Annotated in this window: 23 protein-coding genes and 1 pseudogene; 21 read left to right on the top strand and 3 right to left on the bottom strand. The window is 39.2% G+C overall.

Going from position 1 to position 20,912, the window contains the following annotated elements; all coding sequences use genetic code 11:
* The first annotated feature begins 12 nt into the window (after positions 1 to 12).
* Genes AB5618_RS01045 through AB5618_RS01060 form a run of 4 tightly spaced genes read left to right on the top strand, consistent with a single transcriptional unit; the run spans position 13 to position 5,768 of the window.
* Positions 13 to 882, top strand: coding sequence for a RimK family alpha-L-glutamate ligase (locus tag AB5618_RS01045; protein ID WP_148462064.1), 870 nt, complete (start codon positions 13 to 15; stop codon positions 880 to 882).
* Positions 879 to 2,621 carry an ABC transporter ATP-binding protein gene (locus tag AB5618_RS01050; RefSeq protein WP_173717340.1) on the top strand — a complete coding sequence of 581 codons (1,743 nt, stop codon included), beginning with the start codon at positions 879 to 881 and terminating at the stop codon, positions 2,619 to 2,621. Before AB5618_RS01045 ends, AB5618_RS01050 begins: the two co-directional genes overlap by 4 nt.
* Entirely contained in the window at positions 2,618 to 4,402 is a 1,785-nt protein-coding gene (locus AB5618_RS01055) for an ABC transporter ATP-binding protein (RefSeq protein ID WP_148462065.1), read from the top strand. Before AB5618_RS01050 ends, AB5618_RS01055 begins: the two co-directional genes overlap by 4 nt.
* 22 nt (positions 4,403 to 4,424) lie before the next feature.
* Positions 4,425 to 5,768 (top strand): ATP-grasp domain-containing protein, encoded by a 1,344-nt coding sequence (locus AB5618_RS01060; protein ID WP_148462066.1) that lies wholly within the window; start codon positions 4,425 to 4,427, stop codon positions 5,766 to 5,768.
* Positions 5,769 to 5,814: 46 nt separating this feature from the next.
* Here AB5618_RS01060 and AB5618_RS01065 read toward each other — a convergent pair whose 3' ends face one another.
* Together AB5618_RS01065 and AB5618_RS01070 are read right to left on the bottom strand one after the other, a co-directional pair.
* Complete coding sequence (locus tag AB5618_RS01065) at positions 5,815 to 6,528, bottom strand: LytTR family DNA-binding domain-containing protein (protein WP_148462067.1); 714 nt, start codon at positions 6,526 to 6,528, stop codon at positions 5,815 to 5,817.
* Between the two features lie 15 nt (positions 6,529 to 6,543).
* Positions 6,544 to 7,872: a GHKL domain-containing protein gene (locus tag AB5618_RS01070; RefSeq protein WP_148462068.1), complete on the bottom strand. Its 1,329-nt coding sequence runs from the start codon at positions 7,870 to 7,872 to the stop codon at positions 6,544 to 6,546.
* Positions 7,873 to 8,152: 280 nt separating this feature from the next.
* On the opposite strand from AB5618_RS01070, the gene AB5618_RS01075 reads away from it, so the two are divergent.
* The 4 genes from AB5618_RS01075 to AB5618_RS01090 all read left to right on the top strand — a co-directional run bounded on the left by AB5618_RS01075 (position 8,153) and on the right by AB5618_RS01090 (position 11,408).
* Positions 8,153 to 9,091, top strand: a complete 939-nt coding sequence (locus AB5618_RS01075; RefSeq protein ID WP_148462069.1) for a hypothetical protein — start codon at positions 8,153 to 8,155, stop codon at positions 9,089 to 9,091.
* The gene (locus AB5618_RS01080; protein ID WP_226815539.1) at positions 9,081 to 9,584 is read left to right on the top strand and encodes an RNA polymerase sigma factor; all 504 of its coding nucleotides are present in this window, start codon (positions 9,081 to 9,083) and stop codon (positions 9,582 to 9,584) included. The genes AB5618_RS01075 and AB5618_RS01080 overlap by 11 nt, the downstream gene beginning before the upstream one ends.
* Before the next feature lie 131 nt (positions 9,585 to 9,715).
* Positions 9,716 to 10,429: a DUF975 family protein gene (locus tag AB5618_RS01085; protein ID WP_117676027.1), complete on the top strand. Its 714-nt coding sequence runs from the start codon at positions 9,716 to 9,718 to the stop codon at positions 10,427 to 10,429.
* Complete coding sequence (locus AB5618_RS01090; RefSeq protein ID WP_118330790.1) at positions 10,419 to 11,408, top strand: phosphatase PAP2 family protein; 990 nt, start codon at positions 10,419 to 10,421, stop codon at positions 11,406 to 11,408. The genes AB5618_RS01085 and AB5618_RS01090 overlap by 11 nt, the downstream gene beginning before the upstream one ends.
* 28 nt (positions 11,409 to 11,436) lie before the next feature.
* Here AB5618_RS01090 and AB5618_RS01095 read toward each other — a convergent pair whose 3' ends face one another.
* Positions 11,437 to 11,622 (bottom strand): hypothetical protein, encoded by a 186-nt coding sequence (locus AB5618_RS01095; RefSeq protein ID WP_148462071.1) that lies wholly within the window; start codon positions 11,620 to 11,622, stop codon positions 11,437 to 11,439.
* A gap of 210 nt (positions 11,623 to 11,832) precedes the next feature.
* Here AB5618_RS01095 and AB5618_RS01100 point away from each other — a divergent pair, with 210 nt between their 5' ends.
* The 13 genes and pseudogenes from AB5618_RS01100 to AB5618_RS01160 form a co-directional block, all read left to right on the top strand.
* Positions 11,833 to 12,342: a hypothetical protein gene (locus AB5618_RS01100; RefSeq protein WP_148462072.1), complete on the top strand. Its 510-nt coding sequence runs from the start codon at positions 11,833 to 11,835 to the stop codon at positions 12,340 to 12,342.
* Positions 12,343 to 12,351: 9 nt separating this feature from the next.
* On the top strand, positions 12,352 to 13,455 hold the full coding sequence (locus AB5618_RS01105; RefSeq protein ID WP_226815538.1) for a cysteine peptidase family C39 domain-containing protein: 1,104 nt from the start codon (positions 12,352 to 12,354) through the stop codon (positions 13,453 to 13,455).
* A gap of 68 nt (positions 13,456 to 13,523) precedes the next feature.
* Positions 13,524 to 14,255 (top strand): class B sortase, encoded by a 732-nt coding sequence (gene srtB / locus AB5618_RS01110; protein ID WP_148462073.1) that lies wholly within the window; start codon positions 13,524 to 13,526, stop codon positions 14,253 to 14,255.
* Positions 14,256 to 14,420: 165 nt separating this feature from the next.
* Complete coding sequence (locus AB5618_RS01115; RefSeq protein WP_148462074.1) at positions 14,421 to 14,885, top strand: hypothetical protein; 465 nt, start codon at positions 14,421 to 14,423, stop codon at positions 14,883 to 14,885.
* Positions 14,886 to 14,905: 20 nt separating this feature from the next.
* The gene (locus AB5618_RS01120) at positions 14,906 to 15,184 is read left to right on the top strand and encodes a hypothetical protein (RefSeq protein ID WP_148462075.1); all 279 of its coding nucleotides are present in this window, start codon (positions 14,906 to 14,908) and stop codon (positions 15,182 to 15,184) included.
* A 134-nt stretch (positions 15,185 to 15,318) separates the two neighbouring features.
* Positions 15,319 to 15,882, top strand: coding sequence for an RNA polymerase sigma factor (locus tag AB5618_RS01125; protein WP_148462076.1), 564 nt, complete (start codon positions 15,319 to 15,321; stop codon positions 15,880 to 15,882).
* Positions 15,872 to 16,933, top strand: coding sequence for a DUF4179 domain-containing protein (locus tag AB5618_RS01130; protein ID WP_148462077.1), 1,062 nt, complete (start codon positions 15,872 to 15,874; stop codon positions 16,931 to 16,933). The genes AB5618_RS01125 and AB5618_RS01130 overlap by 11 nt, the downstream gene beginning before the upstream one ends.
* Positions 16,934 to 17,014: 81 nt before the next feature.
* Positions 17,015 to 17,539, top strand: a complete 525-nt coding sequence (locus tag AB5618_RS01135; protein ID WP_148462078.1) for a hypothetical protein — start codon at positions 17,015 to 17,017, stop codon at positions 17,537 to 17,539.
* 197 nt (positions 17,540 to 17,736) lie between these two features.
* Positions 17,737 to 18,279, top strand: coding sequence for a hypothetical protein (locus tag AB5618_RS01140; RefSeq protein WP_148462079.1), 543 nt, complete (start codon positions 17,737 to 17,739; stop codon positions 18,277 to 18,279).
* Positions 18,280 to 18,309: 30 nt separating this feature from the next.
* The gene (locus tag AB5618_RS01145; RefSeq protein WP_148462080.1) at positions 18,310 to 18,507 is read left to right on the top strand and encodes a helix-turn-helix domain-containing protein; all 198 of its coding nucleotides are present in this window, start codon (positions 18,310 to 18,312) and stop codon (positions 18,505 to 18,507) included.
* Positions 18,508 to 18,563: 56 nt separating this feature from the next.
* Positions 18,564 to 18,740, top strand: a complete 177-nt coding sequence (locus AB5618_RS01150) for a tyrosine-type recombinase/integrase (RefSeq protein WP_148462081.1) — start codon at positions 18,564 to 18,566, stop codon at positions 18,738 to 18,740.
* Between the two features lie 906 nt (positions 18,741 to 19,646).
* On the top strand, positions 19,647 to 19,829 hold the full coding sequence (locus AB5618_RS01155; RefSeq protein WP_226815537.1) for a helix-turn-helix domain-containing protein: 183 nt from the start codon (positions 19,647 to 19,649) through the stop codon (positions 19,827 to 19,829).
* A 204-nt stretch (positions 19,830 to 20,033) separates the two neighbouring features.
* Positions 20,034 to 20,912 (top strand): annotated as a pseudogene (locus tag AB5618_RS01160) (hypothetical protein); the annotation flags it as partial.

The raw sequence follows: 20,912 nt of genomic DNA on the forward strand, positions 1-20,912 counted from the left end.
AAGGAGAAGCCTATGAAAATTTTAGCTTTAGTAGCAAGCCAGGACAGTACTGTGGAAGATGTTAAGACAAATGGAAGAAGGCAGATGCAGGCACTGATAGGTAAAGATAAGGAAGTGCTTTTCTGCGAATATTCCACGATTGAAATTTGCAGGAACGGGGAACTTGTGATCACCTGTCTGGGCGAAAAAATGGAAAAGCCGGATTATTTCTGGCCACTACTTGGATCCACGGATGGATTTATTCTGGAGAATATGCTTCAGGATGCGGGAATTCCATCTATTTTAAATCTGCGTGAGCTTCAGGTCGCAAGAAGTAAGATTGCAACTTATCAGAGATTTGCACAGAATGGAATACGGGTGCCTGATACGATGGTGTTTTTCAAAGATTCTGATCCCGAAACACTGTCTGGTCGTTTTGGTTATCCATTTGTTGTGAAGCCGGACAGTGGATTTGGCGGGATTGGTGTAGAACTGATCCATAACGGCCAGGAGCTTAAGGATTACTTTGCAACTCTTTCCTATGGACAGGCTTATGTGGCACAGGAATATATTGCTACTTCCAAAGGAAGAGACATCCGTGTTGTTGTTCTCCATGGCAGATATTATTTTTCGATGGAGCGCCATGCATCGAATCCTGATGAATTCCGTTCGAATGTACATGTGGGTGGAACTACACAGGAGAAGACTCTTACCGAAGAAGAAAAGGTATTCTGTGAAAAGGTGGCGTCCATATTTGATCTTCCGATTATCGGACTGGATCTTATGATTGGTGATGGAGAGTATGTGCTGGCAGAGGTAAATGCATTTCCGGGTATGCCGGGGCGTAAGATGATGGATGCATATGCTTCCGTTATTGATGATTTTATGGAGGGACAGGCATGACCGGATTTTTGCGAAGAGTATTAAGCCCATACAGGGGACTTTTGATACTGGTCATTTTACTGCAGCTTGGTCAGTCCTTTTTAACCATGTATCTGCCAACAATCAATTCCAGAGTGATCGATTATGGTGTGGCGAATGCGGATGCTGCATATATCATGCATCAGGGAATTCTCATGCTGGGAATAGCTCTTATCCAGTTACTGCTATCAACCTTGGCTGGTATTTTCGGAGCAAAGGTGGCACTGATGACCGGACGGGATTTGAGGGAGCAGGTTTATGAGAAGCTGATACATTTTTCACGCAGGATGATCGGAAGCATGGGAGCTCCTACGCTGATTACAAGGGCAACAAACGATGTACAGCAGGTAATCCAGTTTATTACGTTCTTATTTACCGCGATTATCGCAGCACCGATGATGTTTATCGGAGGTCTTGTGCTTGCCTTGTCCCAAAGCGTGAAGCTTTCGGTGGTATTGCTTGTGACGATACCTCTGCTGCTTGGGGTTTCTGTGGTATTTTTAAAGCTGATCCTTCCTTATTATAGAGAACAGCAGACGAAAATAGATGAGATGAATACCGTACTCAGGGATCAGATTTCCGGTATCCGTGTGGTAAAGGCCTTTACGAAGGAACAAGGCGAGAAGGAACGCTTTGAACGGATTAACGGAGATCTTTCAAGGATTAATACCAGCATCGGTAAGATTACAGGGCTGATGCAGCCAATCTTTACCCTGACAATGAGCTTTGCCAATATTTCGCTGATCTGGCTTGGCGGCCGTATGGCGGGGAACGGTCAGGTACAGATTGGACAGGTGATCGGCTTCGTAACCTACATATCCTTTATTCTGACAGCAACCCTGATGGCTTCCATGATTTTTATTATGCTGCCAAGAGCCGAGGTATCGGTTACACGTATTGAAGAGATTTTAAACAGTGAAAGTGAAATTCAGGACAGAGAGGATGCTTTTTTGCCAGAGCAGTTCCGGGGAGAAATATGTTTTGAACATGTGACGTATTCCTATGCACCGGATAATGAGCAGGTGGAGCCTGTATTGAAGGACATTTCCTTCTGCGCACAGCCGGGTAAAACGACGGCGATTATCGGATCTACCGGATGTGGTAAGACTACCTTGCTTGATATGATTCCACGTCTTGCAGATGTGACAGAGGGGACGGTCTTCGTAGATGGCATGGATGTCCGGAAGCTGTTAAGGCATGAGCTTGATCAGGCAATCGGCATGGTTCCGCAGAAGGCTTTCCTGTTTTCGGGGACGCTGGAGGACAATCTGCGGGATGGAAAACCGGATGCAACACAGGAAGAACTCTGGGAGGCTCTTTCGATTGCGCAGGCAAAGGAATTCGTGGAGAAAAACGAACGTGGTCTTAAGATGAAGATTTCCGAAGGGGGAACAAACTTTTCGGGCGGGCAGCGGCAGCGGCTTGCAATCGCAAGAGCAATTGTCCGCAGACCCTCCATCTATTTGTTTGATGATTCGTTCTCTGCACTGGATTACCGGACAGACCAGGAGCTGCGAAGAGCACTGAAGCCGGTTACACAGAATGCGGCTGTGATTATTGTTGCACAGAGAATCAGTACCATTAAGGATGCTGACCAGATCCTTGTGATGAATCAGGGACGTATTGAAGCGGTTGGAACACATGAAGAACTCATGCAAAGCAGCCGGACTTATCAGGAAATTGTGGCTTCCCAGCCCACAGATAAGGAGGTGGCATCATGAGTACAAAGCAGAAAAAGACCATACAAAAGGGGTCTTTCAAGCGGCTGTTAAAGCTCTTCTTCTTTAAAAATAAGATGCTGACCGCTCTTATGCTGTTCAGTATTATTATTTCAGCGGTTGCTACAGCGCTGGGACCGCAGTATCTGGGGTATGCAACGGATTCCATTGTACAGGATATGTCAAACCCGGTAAGCAGTAACATTCACTGGGACCGGTTTTTCTTCTGGGCAGGGATATCGAGTGTGATTTTTCTGATCCAGTTCGTATCGAAATGGCTGTCCGCATGGTTTTCCACACGGATCATCTCTGATACGGCGAAAGAATTGCGCAGTCAGGTAGAGACAAAGCTATGGTCGCTGCCATTAAATTATTTTGATACAAACAGTCACGGAGATATCATGAGCCGGACCACAAATGATATTGATAATGTGGTCACGACTCTGAATTCTTCCGGTGCAGATACGATTTACAGTATTTTCCAGCTGGTCGGGATGATTGTCATGATGACTGCAATTAACTGGAGGCTGGCATTGATCACTGTGATCATTATTCCGGTCTCGGGCTGGATTGTGACCCTGATTTCCAGGTTTGTGCGTAAGGAATATCAGAAGCAGTGGTATTATACCGGAATGATTAACAGTAATGTGGAAGAGAGTGTGAACGGACACAATATTGTGAAGCTTTATGGTCAGGAAGAGAAGTTCGTGGAAGCTTTCAGGAAGCAGAATCGTCTGCTGTATGAATCTTCCTTCAAAGCTATGGCCGTATCGAACCTGATTCAACCATTGTCCCGGTTCTTTACGAATCTGAATTATGTGATTGTGGCATTGGGAGGTGCTTTACGGGTAATATCCGGACAGATGACGGTCGGAGATGTGCAGGCATTTATTCAGTATACCAGACAGTTTCAGACACCCTTTTCCAAGCTGTCCCAGGCGTATTCTTCACTGCAGTCCGGAATAGCGTCTCTTGACCGGATCTATGAGCTGTTAGATAGTGAAGATCAGGCTGAAGAAAAACCGGAAGCCAGAGAGAGCTACCGGTTGCAGGGAAAGATCGATTTCCGGGATGTGAGCTTTTCTTATGTACCTGAGAGGAAGCTGATTGAACATATGAACCTTGTTGTAGAACCGGGCCAGATGGTCGCTATTGTTGGAGGAACTGGTGCCGGCAAGACAACACTTGTAAATCTGATTGAACGATTTTATGAAGTAAACATTGGAGAAATTATTTTTGATGACAAAGTAGAAATTCACGACCTTACAAGAGCATGCCTGCGGGAGAACATTGCAATGGTTCTGCAGGACACCTGGGTGTATAAAGGAACGATCGGAGACAATCTGAAATATGGTTTGAAACGGGAAATCACGGAAGAAGAATTCCGGAATGCATGCCGGGAGACCTTCGTGGATCAGTTTGTAAGTACACTGCCTGATGGTTATCAGACTGTAATTTCCAATGAAATGTCAAGCCTTTCTGCCGGAGAAAAGCAGTTGTTGACGATCTGCAGGGCATTTCTTGTGAAACCGAATATTCTCATTTTGGATGAGGCAACAAGTTCTGTAGATACCAGAACCGAAGCCATGATTGATCAGGCACTTGATAAGCTGCGGGAGGGACGGACAAGCTTTGTCATTGCCCACCGTCTGTCCACAATTCGCAATGCAGACGTAATCCTGGTTATGGAGAACGGGCATATCGTGGAGCAGGGCAGCCACAAAGAGCTATTAGCACAAAACGGAGCCTATGCCAGATTATATCAGGCACAGTTTGAATCATAGAAAATAGGCGGAGGAAGAGATTATGCGTATTGTATTTTATAGTGCGTCAACATCAGCACATTCCAATTCATCAACAAAAACAACCTACCAGCCGTTCCGGGCAGATACCTGGGATGAAATGGACCGGCTTTATCCGGACTGCGAATTTGTTGTAGCAGGACCCCTGAATGGTTCTTACATTTTTGACGTGGCAGATGGGGAAATCTGCAAAAAACCTGAGAAGGTGAAATACGTGCTTTTGGAGAGTGGAATGAGTGCGGAGGATACGGCAGAGCTGATTGCACAGCAGAGACCGGATATTGCTGTAGCAATTGCATCGGGAGCCGTTCCCTTTGACTGGGTACCGATCAAGACCGCTCTCATTGCTGAGGAATTACAGAAAAGAGGAATTGCAACCATTGCCAATAATACGCTGGTGTCAGTGGCAGCATTTGATAAGTGGCGTAGTAATATCATGTTCCGCAGCTTTGTCAAAGCGGCAAAGGGAATCTATATTCACCATGAGCTGTTTCTTGCGGAGAAGAAGAATCCGGGTGTCAGTGTAAATGTATATAAGGAATATGTTTTTTATCGGATTAAGGAAATAAACTTTCCGGTCATTGTGAAGGATACATTAGGTGCAGGGTCAATCGGAGTGGAAATCATGAACTCCTATGAGGAAGTAGAGAGCTTTCTTAATTCCGATCGGAACAATTCAGATATAATGGTGGAAGAACTGATTCAGGGAGAACAGTTCGGAACGGAAATTCATGGTGTAGAGGGACGTTACAGTGTCCTTCCGCCGATCGCCTTTTCTGTAACAAAAGAGGGCATTACAGATCCGTTAAGCTCTGTAAAATTTGGTCCGGTGACGGATCCTTCCTATCATTTTGAAAAGGTACAGGAAGAACTGCTTAATATGGCACAGAGTTTGAAATTTGAAGGAACGGTGCAGGTCGATCTGGTTTACCGGGCAGGAGAATGGTATATTATCGAAATTAATCCAAGATGGTCCGGAATGACAACAACAACGGCTGCCATGGAGGGAAGAAATCCACTATCTATTTTTGTGGACAGTATACTCGGAACTGACAAAAATTACAGTATGAAACGGAACCTGAAATATGCATTGAACTTTAAGATGAAAGCAAGGTCGCAGGAGGATCTGATCCGATTATATGGGAATCCGCATGTGGATTATATTATGCAGCTGGAAACCTCAGTGGCAGGTATGGAGAAGATCAACTATTGCGAGGTTGTTATCAGCACCGATCAGGAAAAAGAAGATATTATGAATATCCTGAATGAACTGGAAGAGGAATTCCCGGGGCTTGTTTCCGATGATGTGAAAGCAAATGCCGGAGAGCTTGTTGCAAAATATCAATGAGAATTCGGCGGTCGATAAAACCGCCGTTTTCTGCTGTTTGGAGAAATTAAAACCATTTTGCAGCGTATTGTTGTAATTGTTCCTGGACATTCCGGTAGCTGTATTTGCTGACCGGGATTATTTCCTGATTATTCAGTGTGATTTCAAAGCGTCTGATTGAACGGACAGCATACAGAGAAACAATGTAGCATCTGTGACATTGCACGAAGATATCTTTCGGCAGAGTTTCACGGACTGCAGAAAGGGATTTATATATCTTCGTGACAGTACCGTCCTGAAGGTGAATCTGCAGTTCTTTATTGATTATTTCAATATAGGTAATATCCCTGATATGAAAGGATACAGTTCTGGACGGAGTGTCGATTATAATGGATTTCGGGATCAGATGTCGGATTGCACGGGTTAGTGCTTCTGCAAGTTTTTGACGGCTGACCGGCTTGAGGATATAACCTACAGGTTCAGCAGAATATGCATCGAATACAAATTTCTCACTGCTGGAAATGAAGATAACGGGAATTTGGTTTTCAGTGTCACGGAGACATTCTGCAAAGCTGATCCCATTGTTTTCACCCAGCATAATATCAAGAATCAGAATGTCACAGCTTTTGGGAGTATTCTGCAATGTATTTTTTAATTCTGAAATAGAAGTATATTTTCGAATCTCGCAGGATTCTCCCATGGATGCTAAAATATCGATGATCATTTCTGATATCTGCGTTAAAAAAATCGGTTCATCATCACAGATGACAATATGGTACATAGTGAAAGCCTCCTATTATTCGTTATTTTCGTCAAGACAAAGCGTTGTTGTTACAGCAAAAAAGCCACCACGTACCTGTACGTTCAGTATACCATTGTATTTTTCGGCGATACCATTGATGATCTTAAGACCGTAACCGTGCCTGTCACTGTTCTTTTTACTGGATTTATATTTTCCATTCGTGATTCTCAAGTTATCCTCATTGCAGGAGTTTTCACATTTAATAAACAGAAAATTTCCCTTTGAATGGAGATTCAGTCGGATGACCCGCTGTCCTTCAGAAACCTTCTGACACCCTTCTACTGCATTTTCCAATATATTTGTCAACATCCGGCACAAATCAATGTCTTCCATGTTGAGTCTTCTGCCAATGATAATACTGTACTCCACTATGGCTTTATAACGGCTGGCACGTTCTGCGAATTCTGAAAGGATGGAATTGACCAGAGCATTGGCTGTGTAGGTGACAAAAGGAAGCTGTTCGGCTTCTTCAGTAAATTTCTGTATATACTGTCTGGCACCTGCATAGTCCTCCTGTTTAAGATAGGAGGACAGGGCATTCATATGATGCCGGATCTCATGGTGTATTTCCAGGATATGTTCATTGTTTTCTGCCTGATTCCGGTAGTTTTCCAGCATGCGCTCGGAAATCCGCTGTTCTTCCTGTTTGCTGCGGATGTATCCCATGACACTGAAGAATACGGCATACACCACGAAAGCAAATACTGCAAACAGTACAAACATAACATGGACAACTATATTATTGGAAAGATTTATTATGCTTGAGAACTGTGCAATGCTGGCAATCAGAATAAACAAAGCAGGGAGGGAGCAGAGAATCTTCCAGATACGTGATTCCAGATCTGCATTGATCATAGTACGGATTCGCTCCATCAGCATGAGAAATGGTTTCGCAAGAACCAGATTTATGATAAGTGTGAGAGCCAGTGCAAAGGGCGGATACATAAAATAATCGGATGGAAACCGGAAAGTACGGTGCAAAAAGGTAACGGTGCTTGTAACAAAGAATCCGTAGCTCATTACAACAAAAAATACAAATAGTTTTTCTGCTATTTTTGCCTGGATGATAAAACAATACAACACTCCGAACAGTAGCAGGGCAATATAAAAAATAACATTCCAGATCAGCTCTTTGTAATCACCGCCGATGTTGAACTGTGCGATAAGAGAAAACGGAATGACCATTACAATAAAAATGGACAGTGCCATAAGCATTGTCTTTTTTGTGCTTAGGCGGAAACGATCCCGGAATGGATACAAACAGAAAAATGCATAAGGAAAAATCTGAAGAGAAAATCCGCAGAAATAACGCAATGCTATCATAAAACCCTCCTGTCATAAAGATAGATAATGGCCAGGTTACCTATTAAAAATAAGTATACCATTGGCAGAGGGCAAAATCAAATCATATGAAGGTCTTTTCACACCATATTTTGACTATTCACGCAAAAATATAGACAAGGAAGTCAAATTCAAATAACATAAATAATATAGATGCAGAAAACTGTCAAAATGAGGAGAGCTTTTGATACGGTATATATGCCCGAAAGTTTGCTTTTACTGGCATCGTAAAGGAAAAAATATAAGAAAAGGAGACTAAAAAATGAAGAAAAGAATGATTATTGTGACGGCACTGATTATGGGAACTCTGGGAGCAGAATGTGTGAGTGTCCAGGCATCGGATACGTTACCTGAACTGACAAAAGACAATGCACTGGAACAGATGATGAAAGCAGGAGAAACAGACAGTCTTGTAAGCAATCATAAAAGCTATGAAGCTACCTGTGAATATATACTGCAGAATACAAAGGTATATGACTATGAAGATTCTGAAGTGATGTATGTAGATATGTATGGTACTACCCAGATGCTCTATAAAGATGGCGAATTAAAATACGGAAAAGAAGGAGATGAGTATCTCTCCTGTCTGTATATTGATGAAGCAGATGGAAATGCAGATGATCTTATAAGCTTTTACACAGATGAAACCATAGAGGAAGAAGTGACGGATCTGAAGGAAGATGGTGATACGATCATTATACAGACAAAGGTACCTGAAGAACTTACGCAGAGCACATTGAATTCTCAGGGAGATGGAGAATCCTACACAGAGGGAGACTGGATTTCTATGGAATATGTGGTTGCTTCGGATGATTACAGACCACTGAAACATACTCAGATTCTGAATCATAGGGACGGCACTTCGGAAGAAGCTTCGAAGATGGAATTCTCCTACGGCGTGGACAGGCCTGAGGATGTAGCAGATCTCTGTGAAAAGTACGAAGAAGCAGAAAAAGCAGAAGGTGATGTACGTAATGTGACAGTTACTGCAGCTCCTGGTACAGAGCAGGAAAAGGATTATACAATCACGGTTCCAGCAGATAATCATGTATGGATCATGCTTCATGACGATAATTCTTATTACATTATGTATACAGATAAGGAGTGTAAAGAACTGTACGAGCCAGAGGAAGATGTGAAAGAAGACACACATCTCTATGCAGAGATTGAGTCTTATGAAGAGGCGGAGGATGAAGTATGAGGAGTTTGAGCGTATTTATCAGGAATATTATCTGAAAATTTTGACATTTATACATAAAAGAGTTCCTGATCTGTATGAAGCGGAAGAACTGACTGGAGATGTATTTCTGTCTTTTTACAGAAATATGGACAGTTATGATGAAGAAAAAGGTAGTATAGCTACCTGGTTGTATGCAATCACAGCAAACCGCCTGAAAAACTATTATAGGGATAAAAAGACTCATTATTCTCTGGAAATCCTGAAGCAGCAGACAATTCCCCGGGAAAAAATGCCGGAAGAGATTGTGGCAAAGATTATGAGAGAAGAGACATTAAGAAAAAGTCTGGAGCAGCTTTCTGACAGAGAACGGGAAATTCTTCTGGGAAGATTTTATTATCAGAAAAGTTCCACAGAGCTTGGCAGGCAGATGAATTTATCACCGGGAAATGTAAGGATGATACAGAAACGTGCTCTGGAGAAGTTGCGAATGATTATGGAAAAACAGGGGGAATAGGCGTTCAGGCTACAGAGACTCTGCCTGAACTGACTGGGGATAATGCATTGTAATAGATTATGAAAGCCGGATGACATATTTCAGATATGAGATATTTGCATATGGGTAGTTTGAAGAGGAGGGAATTGTATATGTGGACAAGGAGAGAATTGAAAGAGTGTGCCAAACAGCTTTTAAAGATAAATTATTGGAAAGCAGTTCTGGCAGGAGTTATATTATCCCTGATTGGAGGTTCAGGAGTGGTCTCGGTAGTAGAAAGGTCTTCTTCCGGAAGTTTTGATGAAGTGATAGGCGCAGTAGAAACTGATGATTTTGGCCTTGTTTTAGGAATTGCACTTGGAATTGTGGCAGTTGCGTTGCTTGTTAACTTTATTATGACGATTTTGATTTGGAATCCTCTGGAGGTGGGATGTAAAAAGCTGTTTATTCAATGTGAATACGGAACAGCGGAGACGAGATGTATCTGGTCGGTGATCAACAGGAGAGATGGAAAGAATGTTGGCTGGATTATGTTTTTGCGGACATTGTTTGTAAGCTTATGGAGTCTTTTGTTTATAATTCCGGGAATTATAAAACAGTATGAGTATATGATGATTCCGTTTTTGTTGGCAGAGAATCCACAGATGAATCGAAAAGAAGCTTTTGAAAAGAGCCGTCAGATGATGAAGGGAAATAAGTGGGCTGCATTTGTATTAGATCTGTCTTTTATAGGATGGAGCCTTCTGGGGATTATAACATTCGGGTTGGTTAATATATTCTTTGCCGGACCATATCAGTATTTAACACAGTCACAGCTTTATTTTCGCCTGAAAGAACAGCAGAAAGAGGAAAGCTATGGATATTGAGTATTTATTGTACCTGCAACAATTTCGCGAAACGGTTGGCAGTATTCTGACACCGCTTATGAATGCAGTAACAAAGCTGTCCGCAGGATTTTTACCTATTGCAATGATGTGTATGATTTACTGGGCATTTGACCGGAAGGCGGGACGAAAAATCCTGGCAGGACTTGGGGGCGGTCTGTTTATCAACGGATTTTTAAAGCTTACTTTCTGTGTCTATCGCCCATGGATACGGGATACACGGATTTTACCCTATGGTGATTCTAAAACAGCAGCTACCGGATATTCATTTCCAAGTGGGCATACAACGCGGGCAACGGCTATGTTCGGTGGAAGTGGACTTTGGTTCATGGAAAAAAAGCACAGTGTCGTTGCAGGTCTGTTGTTTGTGCTGGTATTCCTGACTATGTTTTCACGAAATTATCTGGGAGTACATACTCCGCAGGATGTTCTGGTGGGATTTATATCAACAGCAGTTATGATGTATCTGACCGGGTGGTTGGAATTGTGGAGTGAAAAAGAAAAAAAAAGAGACCTCATGATTCTTGTGGCAGGGCTTTTGATCTGTATTGCTGCTGTGCTGTACTATGAATACAAACCATATCCACTTGATTATCTGCCGGATGGATCACTTCTGGTTGATCCTGCTAAAATGCGGGGAGATGCATATGAAGGAGTCGGATTTATTGCATCCTTTGTCATCTGCAGGATACTGGAAAAAAGACAATTAGATTTTGACAGAATTTCGCAAAAGCTAAGGTTGTTTATCAGTATTTTTGCATTAATTCCTTTGTACTGGTGGATAAATACAGGGTGCCCATATATAATAGAAGAAATAAGCCGAAGCCTTGGCAAGTTCCTCAGATTTGGGCTTGGAATCATATATATCATGGTGCTGGTGCCAGGAACGGTGGTACTGGCAGGAACTCTGACTAATCGTGGAAGTGATAAGGTGACCAGAGAAAAACAGGGGCAGCCCTAAGGCTGCCCGGAAGGATTGATATAGTTATTTACGAATAGGACTTCAACGCTTTTTGAATTTCCTCCATATTCATGCCTCGTTTTAACATATTGTTTATCCTCATCTGCTCCCTATATCTGGGATCATCCATAGTAGGACGGCCAAAACCACCGGCAACATTTTCTAATTCTTCTTCAGATAATTCGTTTGTAATGTTCTGTTTGATTTCGCTCATAATAGTTCTCCTTTCCTGTAAGAATTCGAATGCTTCCTATCTGTTTATAAACATCAGAAGAGAATTTGTCACATTATATGAAGAAAAAATTATTTTTATCTAGAGATCTTTGATGCAAAGCGTCAGAGACCAGATACAATAAACAAATGATAAAAATACAGCATCAGTCAGATGATATGATAAACAAATTGCATACTGGAGGATGGAAAAGTGGATAAACAGAATATATTTAGAAGGGAAAGTCTTGATCGTGTTGAATCTCCGGAACAATTAGATGCATATATTAAGGTGTCTCATCCGAAGGTTTGGTTAATTATGGCGGCACTTCTGGTGGCAGTAATATCTGTGATTGTATGGAGCGTTGTAGGAAGTCTTCCACAGACGATGACAGTGAAAGGAGTTACTGTTGGAGGTAATGTGATTAACTGCTATGAATGTGTAGAAAATGCCAACACAAACCTGATAGGATGTAAGGCAAATATTACACTGCCTGATGGAAGAAACATCAGTGGCAAAGTGGAAGCAGTGAGTCAGAATCCTTATTCACAGGAAGAAATTCGTGCTGAAATATCAGAAGACTGGTTTGCGGATAATGTGCTTGATGGAAACTATTCTTATGAAGTTCGGGTTATAGCTGAAGAAGACATTACCCCAAATATGCTGGCAACAGTTATCATTACAACAGCCGAAATGAAACCAATTCAATTTATTTTGGATTAGGAGCGTGCTATGAAAAAGAGAAAAAAAAGAATTACAGTTCCGGTTATTATGCAGATGGAAGCCCTGGAATGTGGTGCAGCAAGTCTTGCTATGATTCTTGCGTATCATGGCAAGTGGTTACCGCTTGAACAAGTTCGTAGTGATTGTGGAGTATCAAGAGATGGAAGCAAAGCTTCCAGTATTGCAAAAGCTGGAAGAAGTTATGGGCTGGAGGTAAAAGCGCATCGATATGGGGTAGACGAAGTAAAAGAGAATGTTACTTATCCTGCAATTATTCATTGGAACTTTAATCATTTTGTTGTGTTATGCGGTTTTACCAAAAATGCAGCTGTAATTAATGATCCTGCACGTGGAACAATCAAGGTAACAATGGAAGAATTTGATCATTCTTTTACAGGAGTATGTATTGAGTTCACACCAGGAGAAAACTTTGAGAAGGGTGGAAAGCCGGAAAGTGTATTTAAGTTTTTGAAGGATAGACTGGCCAATACAACGGCTTCTGTGATTTTTGTAATGATTACGGCAGCCCTTGTTGCTTTTGTAGGCTTGGTTACTCCCGTGTTTGCCAGAATATTTACGGATCAGATTTTGCCCGGACATAATATGCATTGGCTTGAAATGCTTCTGGTGGCAATGCTTTTCACTGCTATATTCCGAATGATTGTTGGTTTTCTTAATGAGATATATCTTTACAGAATTAAAGGAAAGCTTGCTATTGTATCAAATGCCTCATTTATGTGGCATATGCTTCATCTGCCCATGGATTTTTATGCACAACGAATGGTGGGAGACCTTGCTGGCAGACAAAAACTGAATGATCAGATTGCAGAGACTTTGATCGCAAAGTATGTTTTGGTAGAGACCAAGGCACCGGAAGGCTATGTAAGAAGCGAAAAAGAGGAATCCGTAATCTTTGCGTATGAGGATGGAAACACCAAGGAGATTGAGATTACCAAAGAGCTTACCAATGAACGGATTCCAACAGGCGGCTATTCCAACAGTCCAAAGACTGAGGATGATACCAATATCTGGCTGCCGTTCTTCTTACTGCTCCTGTCAGTAGGAGGAATTGCTGGAATCATCTGGTATACCAAACGGAAAAATCACGATTGAGAAAAACTGGGCTGTCACTTCGGTGGCGGTCCTTTTTTCTTGCAGAAAAATAAGAAACGGAGGATGTTATGAAGCAGATTAAAGAGATTCTGATTGCATCGGTCAGTCTTTTTTTGTTAGGATTTGGAATCTGCATGGCAGTCAGTACCTTTTTTATGTACCGGGAGGGCGAACAAGAATACGAGACCCTACGGGAATATGTAAAAGAGGAAGAAAGAAAAGAGAATGAAAGTGAGGTGCAAGCTCCGACACCGGCAAATAAGACGACCGTTGATTTTCAAGCCTTAAAGAAAATTAATTCGGACATCATTGCCTGGATTCGGATTCCGGATACAAAAATCGATTATCCGGTGGTACAAGGAAAAGACAATGCCTACTATTTAAAGCACACGTTTCAAAAGACGGAGCATGCAGCAGGAAGCATTTTTCTGGATATGGATAATGAAGCTGATTTTTCCAACCGGAAGAGCATCCTGTACGGACACAATATGAAAGATGGCAGTATGTTCCAAGGACTGCACCGCTTTCAAGAGGAATCATATTTAAAAGAACATAATCAGGTATATTTATATCTTCCAGATAATAGAGAACTGGTATATACGGTAACGAAATGTGGATATGTAAAAGCGGATAGTGATACTTTCTGGCTGGGAGAGCCAGTGGAAACGTCACAGCTTCTATTGTCTACCTGTGGTGCTGATTCGTCCAAAAGGCTGGTGGTATGGTGTGAACTGCCGCAGGAGGAAGAAGAAATGACGGAAGAAAACATAAAAGATATTGAAATATTGGATTTTGATTAGTGCGAAATGAATCAGATGTAATAGATGAATAATATTAATTCCTTTATGCGACGGAAAACAAATTTTTGCGTGATATATAGTAAGAAACAAAAATGAAATAATGCAGGAAGGGGGATAGCAACACTGAGTATTTAAAATGCCAAAAAGAAAAGGAGTTGGAAGGTTATGAATGGATTAAAAAAATGGATGGTAGTATTAATGACAGGTGTTACACTTATGGGAAATGTAATTGGAATGGGTACGACAGTTATAGCTTCTAAAAATGAAACGCAGGAATCTTTATCCGGTGTGGATGTTTATATGCCAGAAAATGGTTCTTTGGAAAGAGTAATTAGAGTTTATGAAGATGGTTCTTTTGTAACAGAGCCAATTAATGATATCAGAACGTACGCAACGAATACTCCTTGTGAACATCCAGCGAGATATTTGGAAGCACGCGGTAAAAAAACAGATTTTCAGACTGTGGGAACAGCGGGAATATGTTATAAAGAACGATTGATCATATCAAACAAATGTAAAAAATGTAATCGTATAGGAATAAAAACGTACAGCCCATGGTCTTATTGTAGCAAGCATTCTTATCCTGCATTAAAAAAGACCTGTAAAATATGTGGATACACGAAAAAATAGTAATTTGGGGGAATATCAAAATGAAACGAAAAAAAATATGGATAAGTGTAATTGCCAGTATGCTGATTGGAACTGTTTCCGTAGCTGCCAGTTCTGGTATTGAGTTACATGAATTTTTCAATGAAAAAGGTGAAAAAGTAATTTATCCATGGGAATCAATAGAAAATCCAGATCTGAATTATGACGGTCCTCAGGATCAAGTGTATGTTGGACAGATTATTCAGACGGAAGATGGACCGGAAAAAGTAATTGCTGTTGATGAACAGGGAAGTTATGTAACAGAAGTACTGGAGCAATAAAAAAACGGGCAGGAAAAGAAAGCATGATATGTTTTCTTTTTCTGCTGACAAAAAAATAATAAATTATTTCTATTTTTTATGCGACCAATTATAATAAAATACGTCATATAAAGTAGAAGGAGAAAATTAAAAAAATGGATGATGTACAGATCATAAATTTATATTTTGCAAGAGATGAAAATGCCATTGCTGAAACAAAAAATAAGTATGAAAACATGTGTTATTCCGTTGCCCATAATATTTTATATAACCGGGAAGATTCTGAAGAATGCGTAAATGATACCTGGTTTTTTACTTGGAACAGCATCCCACCCAAAAGACCATCCATTTTAGCTTCTTTTGTATCTAAAATAACAAGGAATACCGCAATTGATCGATACCGTAAGAAGAATGCGCAGAAGCGGACGGATTCTCATATGGAGGACATAGCTGGTGAAGTTGAAAAAATAGGGAACATAATTGCCTCGGATATTGAAACGTATTTAAGAAAAAAAGAAATCATAGATATTTTTGATGCTTTTTTAGGTACACTTTCAGAACGTGACCGGGATATTTTTGTAAGGCGATACTGGTACATGGATTCTATCAAAAGGATAGCGGATAGACACAACTGTGGGGAAAGCAGGATTAAGTCAATTTTAGCCCGTAGTAGAAAGAAACTTTATTATTTATTGACGGAGGCTGGGTATGCAGAATAATAAAGGCTGGGATTTTTTAACAACATTTGCAGACATTAATGATAATTATATATACCAGGCTTCAAAACCATGGAAAGAAAATAAAATAAAAACATTTAAGATGCCATTAAAAAAAGTAATTGCATGTGCAGTAATCGTAATGATTGTCGGATTGGGACTGACACATCAGAATGAAGTAAAAGCAGCCTGGGAGAAAATGACTTCTCTAATTGGACAGATTCTGGGAATCTCTGAAGATACTGGAGAATATATAAAACAGATTCAAAATAAAATCACAAAGAATGGAGTTAAGGTTTCTTTAGAAGAAGTAGCAGTGGATGATGAGAATTTATGGATAGCATATTCCATGACAGATGAAAATGGAAATAATGACGTATCTATGAGCAGCATTGAAGCCAGTGTTGATGGAGTCAAATTAGAATTGGAAAGACAATATTCTAATTATAATAATACCGACTCCAAATCAAAAGATTATGTAGCAAGATTTTCTCTAAAGGCATCTTCAGCTAAACAAAATTTTGAAATTACAATCGGTAATTTTAATACAAAAGGGGACCAGCTTTACATAAAAGATAAATATAATTTTTCTTTTACTGCTGATCCAAAAATACTTGAAAGAGATACAAAAGAAGTATTCATTGACCAATTTATACAATTGGACGAAAAGCAAACTGTAACTATTTCAAAAGCAAAATACAATCTCTTCAGCTGTACTCTTTATGGAACACTTCCAGATATGAATGAAAATACTGAACTATGGATTCGTGGAAAAGATGATGTGGGAAATGAAATTTCATTTAATCTCATTTCTTACCGAAATCCAGAACTGATATTTGAATTAGCAGAGCCTGGAAGTGCGAGGAATGCAAAAAAATTGACACTACAGTTATATCAGTACACAGAGAATGAAGAAAGTAATATTTTATATAAAAAAGAAGATTATGGCGATTTTTATGCAGAGGAAATAGGAAAAGAATACAATGAAAATCAGTCACCAGAAGAATTAGCTGTTCCTGTAGGAAATGAATTTACAGTAGATTTACAAAATTGAATTAGAAAAATGAGAGCAACAAGAAGGGAGGAAATAAGTAATTACCTAATTTACATAAAAAAAGAAAAGGAGATATTTACGATGAGAAAAGTAAAAAGAATTAAGAATGTATTGTGTGTATTGCTTGCAACAATTATATCTTTGGTTAGTATGACAACTGTTAAAGCAGATGGAGAAGTTGCTCCATATGAGGATATGGAAAATGCAACATTGCTTCAAAAAGAATGTTATGATCTGGATGAAGACACAATGATTGAAATTACAACTTATGAAAAAAGTATTCCTTCATTTGCAAGATCTTCATGGAAAACTAAAACTGGAACAAGAACATATAGAATTATAAATAAAAAATCTAATACTGTATTTGTACGTTATATTTTAAAGGGTACGTTTAAATACAATGGAAAAAGTGCACAGTGCACAGATGCAACTACCGAATGCAAAGTATTTGTTCCAAATGTATACAATGTAATTACAAATAGAGCTGAAAAAGCAGGTAATACTGTACTGGGATATTTTTATTGTACGCATGTGAAAACAGGAAAAGGAATGGGTGGCACTTTTTCAATAAAATGTGCCGCTAATGGAACATTAACAATTAACTGACTTTTAAGTATGAATGAATATATAAAAAAGCTCTACTCATATACCGAGTGGAGTTTTTTTCTATTATTGCGCTGTTGCAGAATTACGGCATTTTTCAATAAATAATATCTACAGATATATGGAAAATCATAGCTTTCGGTATATTGTGAACTGAGAGAGAAACAACGGAAGCGGCAACCTACTACGCAGACAGACAAGTGGTGTCTGTAAAAGAAGTTCCTCAAATAGGAGATCGAATCTATACAGATTTCCGTGAGTGCTGCGAGGACCAGAAAGTTTCATATCGCTGGGTATGCAATAAGATGCTGCAGGAAGGCGTTTCTGTCCAAGACGCTGTCAGATATTATAAAAGAAAACAAGAAAAGAAGCTGCAAAAGGCTCAAAAGCAAGTTCCTGTCAAAGGCAAAATGCTTGAACCACAGCCTGTTAATGTTCTGGGAAAGAAATATGAATCAAAAGAACGCTGTTATAAAGGTTTGGGAATAACCAAAAAGTCGGTTCAAAATCATATGAAGAAAACATCCTGTATGTTTGAAGAAGCTGTCGTATATTGCTATGAGAAAAAGCTGGAAAAACAATTTGAATTTCGCAGAGAAATCTATAAAAGCTACAATGCCTGCTGCACTGCGTATAATCTTGCACAGGAATATGTTGCGATAAAAGCAAAGCGGGAAAAAATCACAAGACAGGAAGCTATGGAAAAACTATTAGCACAACGAGAGTCTGAAAAAACCATATAAACAGAACACAATTTCGAAAGGAGAACAGTTATGTTGAAAAGTAGAGGCGGACGAGAAGAAAATGAGAAACTTCTTCTTTCAGTAAAAGAAACTTGCGGACTTACCGGATTGTCTGAAAGGATAGTGCGAACTTTAATGGCAGAAAATGATTTTACCGTTCGGATTGGGCGAAGAACCCTTGTTCATAAGAAAAAATTTGAGAAATGGTTGGAAAAACAGGAGACTTGAATATTTTTCTGGAACGTGTTAATATTCTGATGTACTTGTGATCTGGTCGGGAAAGGATGAAAACCAGATATTATGAGGTGTTTTATATTATTTTAAACACTGGGATGCGTATTGGAGAACTGGCAGCTCTTATGTGGGAAGACATTGATTTTCATGCACACCGAATCCGCATTTACAAAACACTTAATAAAACTACGATATTTTATGATGATAGTAAGAGAAGAATAAGATGAATACAAATGAAACAAAAAATGAAAATACCGTGCAGAAACCGTGCAGTAACACTTCCAAAAGCGGCGCAAATGTAGATAAATCAAGGGGTTCTGGCAAAAGAATGAACATGTCGCCCATACTTGACCGGTGTTTTGTATAATTGATGGAAAAGATTAAAAACACTTGATTTTGCGGTATTTTTTGATTACTCGGAGACTTTTAAGAGTGGCACAAAATAGTAGTAAATAGCATGGTTTATTCTCAAAAACAGTGTAGTGTTCAGTGCAGTAAAACAACCTAGAAAAAATTTTTTAACACCAGATCTTGAGTACAGTTTGGTTATAAGAACATGAGAAGTGGGCCGGATTTTACATTTATTTATGTAAAGTTCGGTCCTTTTTGGACGCTAAAATAGAAAAATATTATTGTTACAGTTGCAACTTTAGAGTATAATAACAATATAGTCGAAGAACAGATTTGATATACTGTAGAAAGGGAGAATACCGTTGAACACAGAGATTAAAAATTCAATTCTTACGACAGATAAAGACGCACAATATGATGAAAGTGCGAAAAGGTTACTTGGTCAGAAAAGCATCCTGGACAAGCTATAACGATATTAAATGCGTTTATTCTATTTGGGTTTGTATGAATATGACTGAAAATAGTCTGAAACATATTCATCTAGTAAAAGAAAGCATTGTGAATTTACATGCCTGGAAGGGAAAACTTGATTTGATCAATATTGTAATGATTGGTCTATCGGAAGATATTCCTATTCATGAAGAAAAATATGAGTTACATAAATTACTGGGAGCTCTGTTGTCTCAGATCTATCTGTAGATGAAAAACTGGATATTATAGAAAATGAATATAAGATTCCGATTGAAAAAGATTTCAGAGAGGATGTGAGTGCCATATGTAATTTGAGTCAGAAAATTAAAGAAGCTGGAATTGAAATTGGTAAACGAGAAATGATTATGAAAATGTGCGATAAAGGCTATACAATCGCTCAGATTGCTGATGTTGCAGGAATGGATGAAAAACAGATTGAAGATACTATAAAAATGCTGAATTGCTATCAGTATAAAAGATTAAACATGATCTAAGCAAACAAATTATATTTTACAGAGTAGGAGCCTGGCGGGATGTTACAGTGAGCATCTCGCCACTTTATTTATTTGACATGGTTTGGCGAAATATCAGAAAATTCTGCGAGTAGAAGAAAATTAGTTAGAATTTATTACAAAATAATAGTGGGGAGTGAATAAAGAACACATATGAAGTTTAACATTGTAAGTAGAAATTGTGTGATGACCAATTCAGAAATCGTTTATTTGACAAATGATAATTGGAATGATTATTTTGAATATCGAACTATGTACCAAATGTATTATAAAAATCAACATATTGGTGGAGTACGAATTGGTAGAATTGGACAAACAGAAGATCGCCCAGATATTCCAGACGAATTTGAAACATTACCTACAGATTATTTTTCACTTGGTGTAAGTTTGGAATATTATAAAAATCTTAAAAGAGAAGGAATTCCACGTGTAGAAATTCTAATAGCATTGCATGATATAGCGTATGATTTGAAGTTATTGGAGACTGTTCGCGAGGAACGCGTTACTCAGCGTTCTCTTATGAGAGACTTTTCATATTATGCAGTCAAAGAACAGTTTCATAGAATTGCGGATGGTGGCGCTGTCCTGACAGATTATGATTTTAAATACATTTTGCCTGATAAAGACATTACTACTGGCGAAAATTTAGAGCTAGATTTTTATGTGGAGGGAGAGAATAATACCCCACCAAGTAATATTTATGTCCTTATAGGAAAAAATGGAATAGGGAAAACTACAATTATAAAAAAAATGCTTAAAACTTTATTATGTAATAATGATTTGCATACATATGGAGAATTCATTACTGGCTGGGGAGGAAACTTTTCAAATATTGTTAATATTTCTTTTAGTATGTTTGATGATCCCATTACTGAAATTGATGTCTTTGACAAAATGATATTTTATAAGTATATTGGATTGATAGATGTACGTTATGAAAATGATATTCGGAAGCGAAATGTAAAATATGATCAATTGCCAGATATGTTTTTTGAAAGCTACTGGAATGTGATTAAAAGCATTACCAAAAATGAATTATGGAAACGCTCTGTTAAAATCCTAGAA

This window comes from Ruminococcus sp. J1101004sp1_RTP21198st1_B9_RTP21198_201120 (genome assembly GCF_040924245.1).
Classification (GTDB): domain Bacteria; phylum Bacillota; class Clostridia; order Lachnospirales; family Lachnospiraceae; genus Blautia_A; species Blautia_A faecis.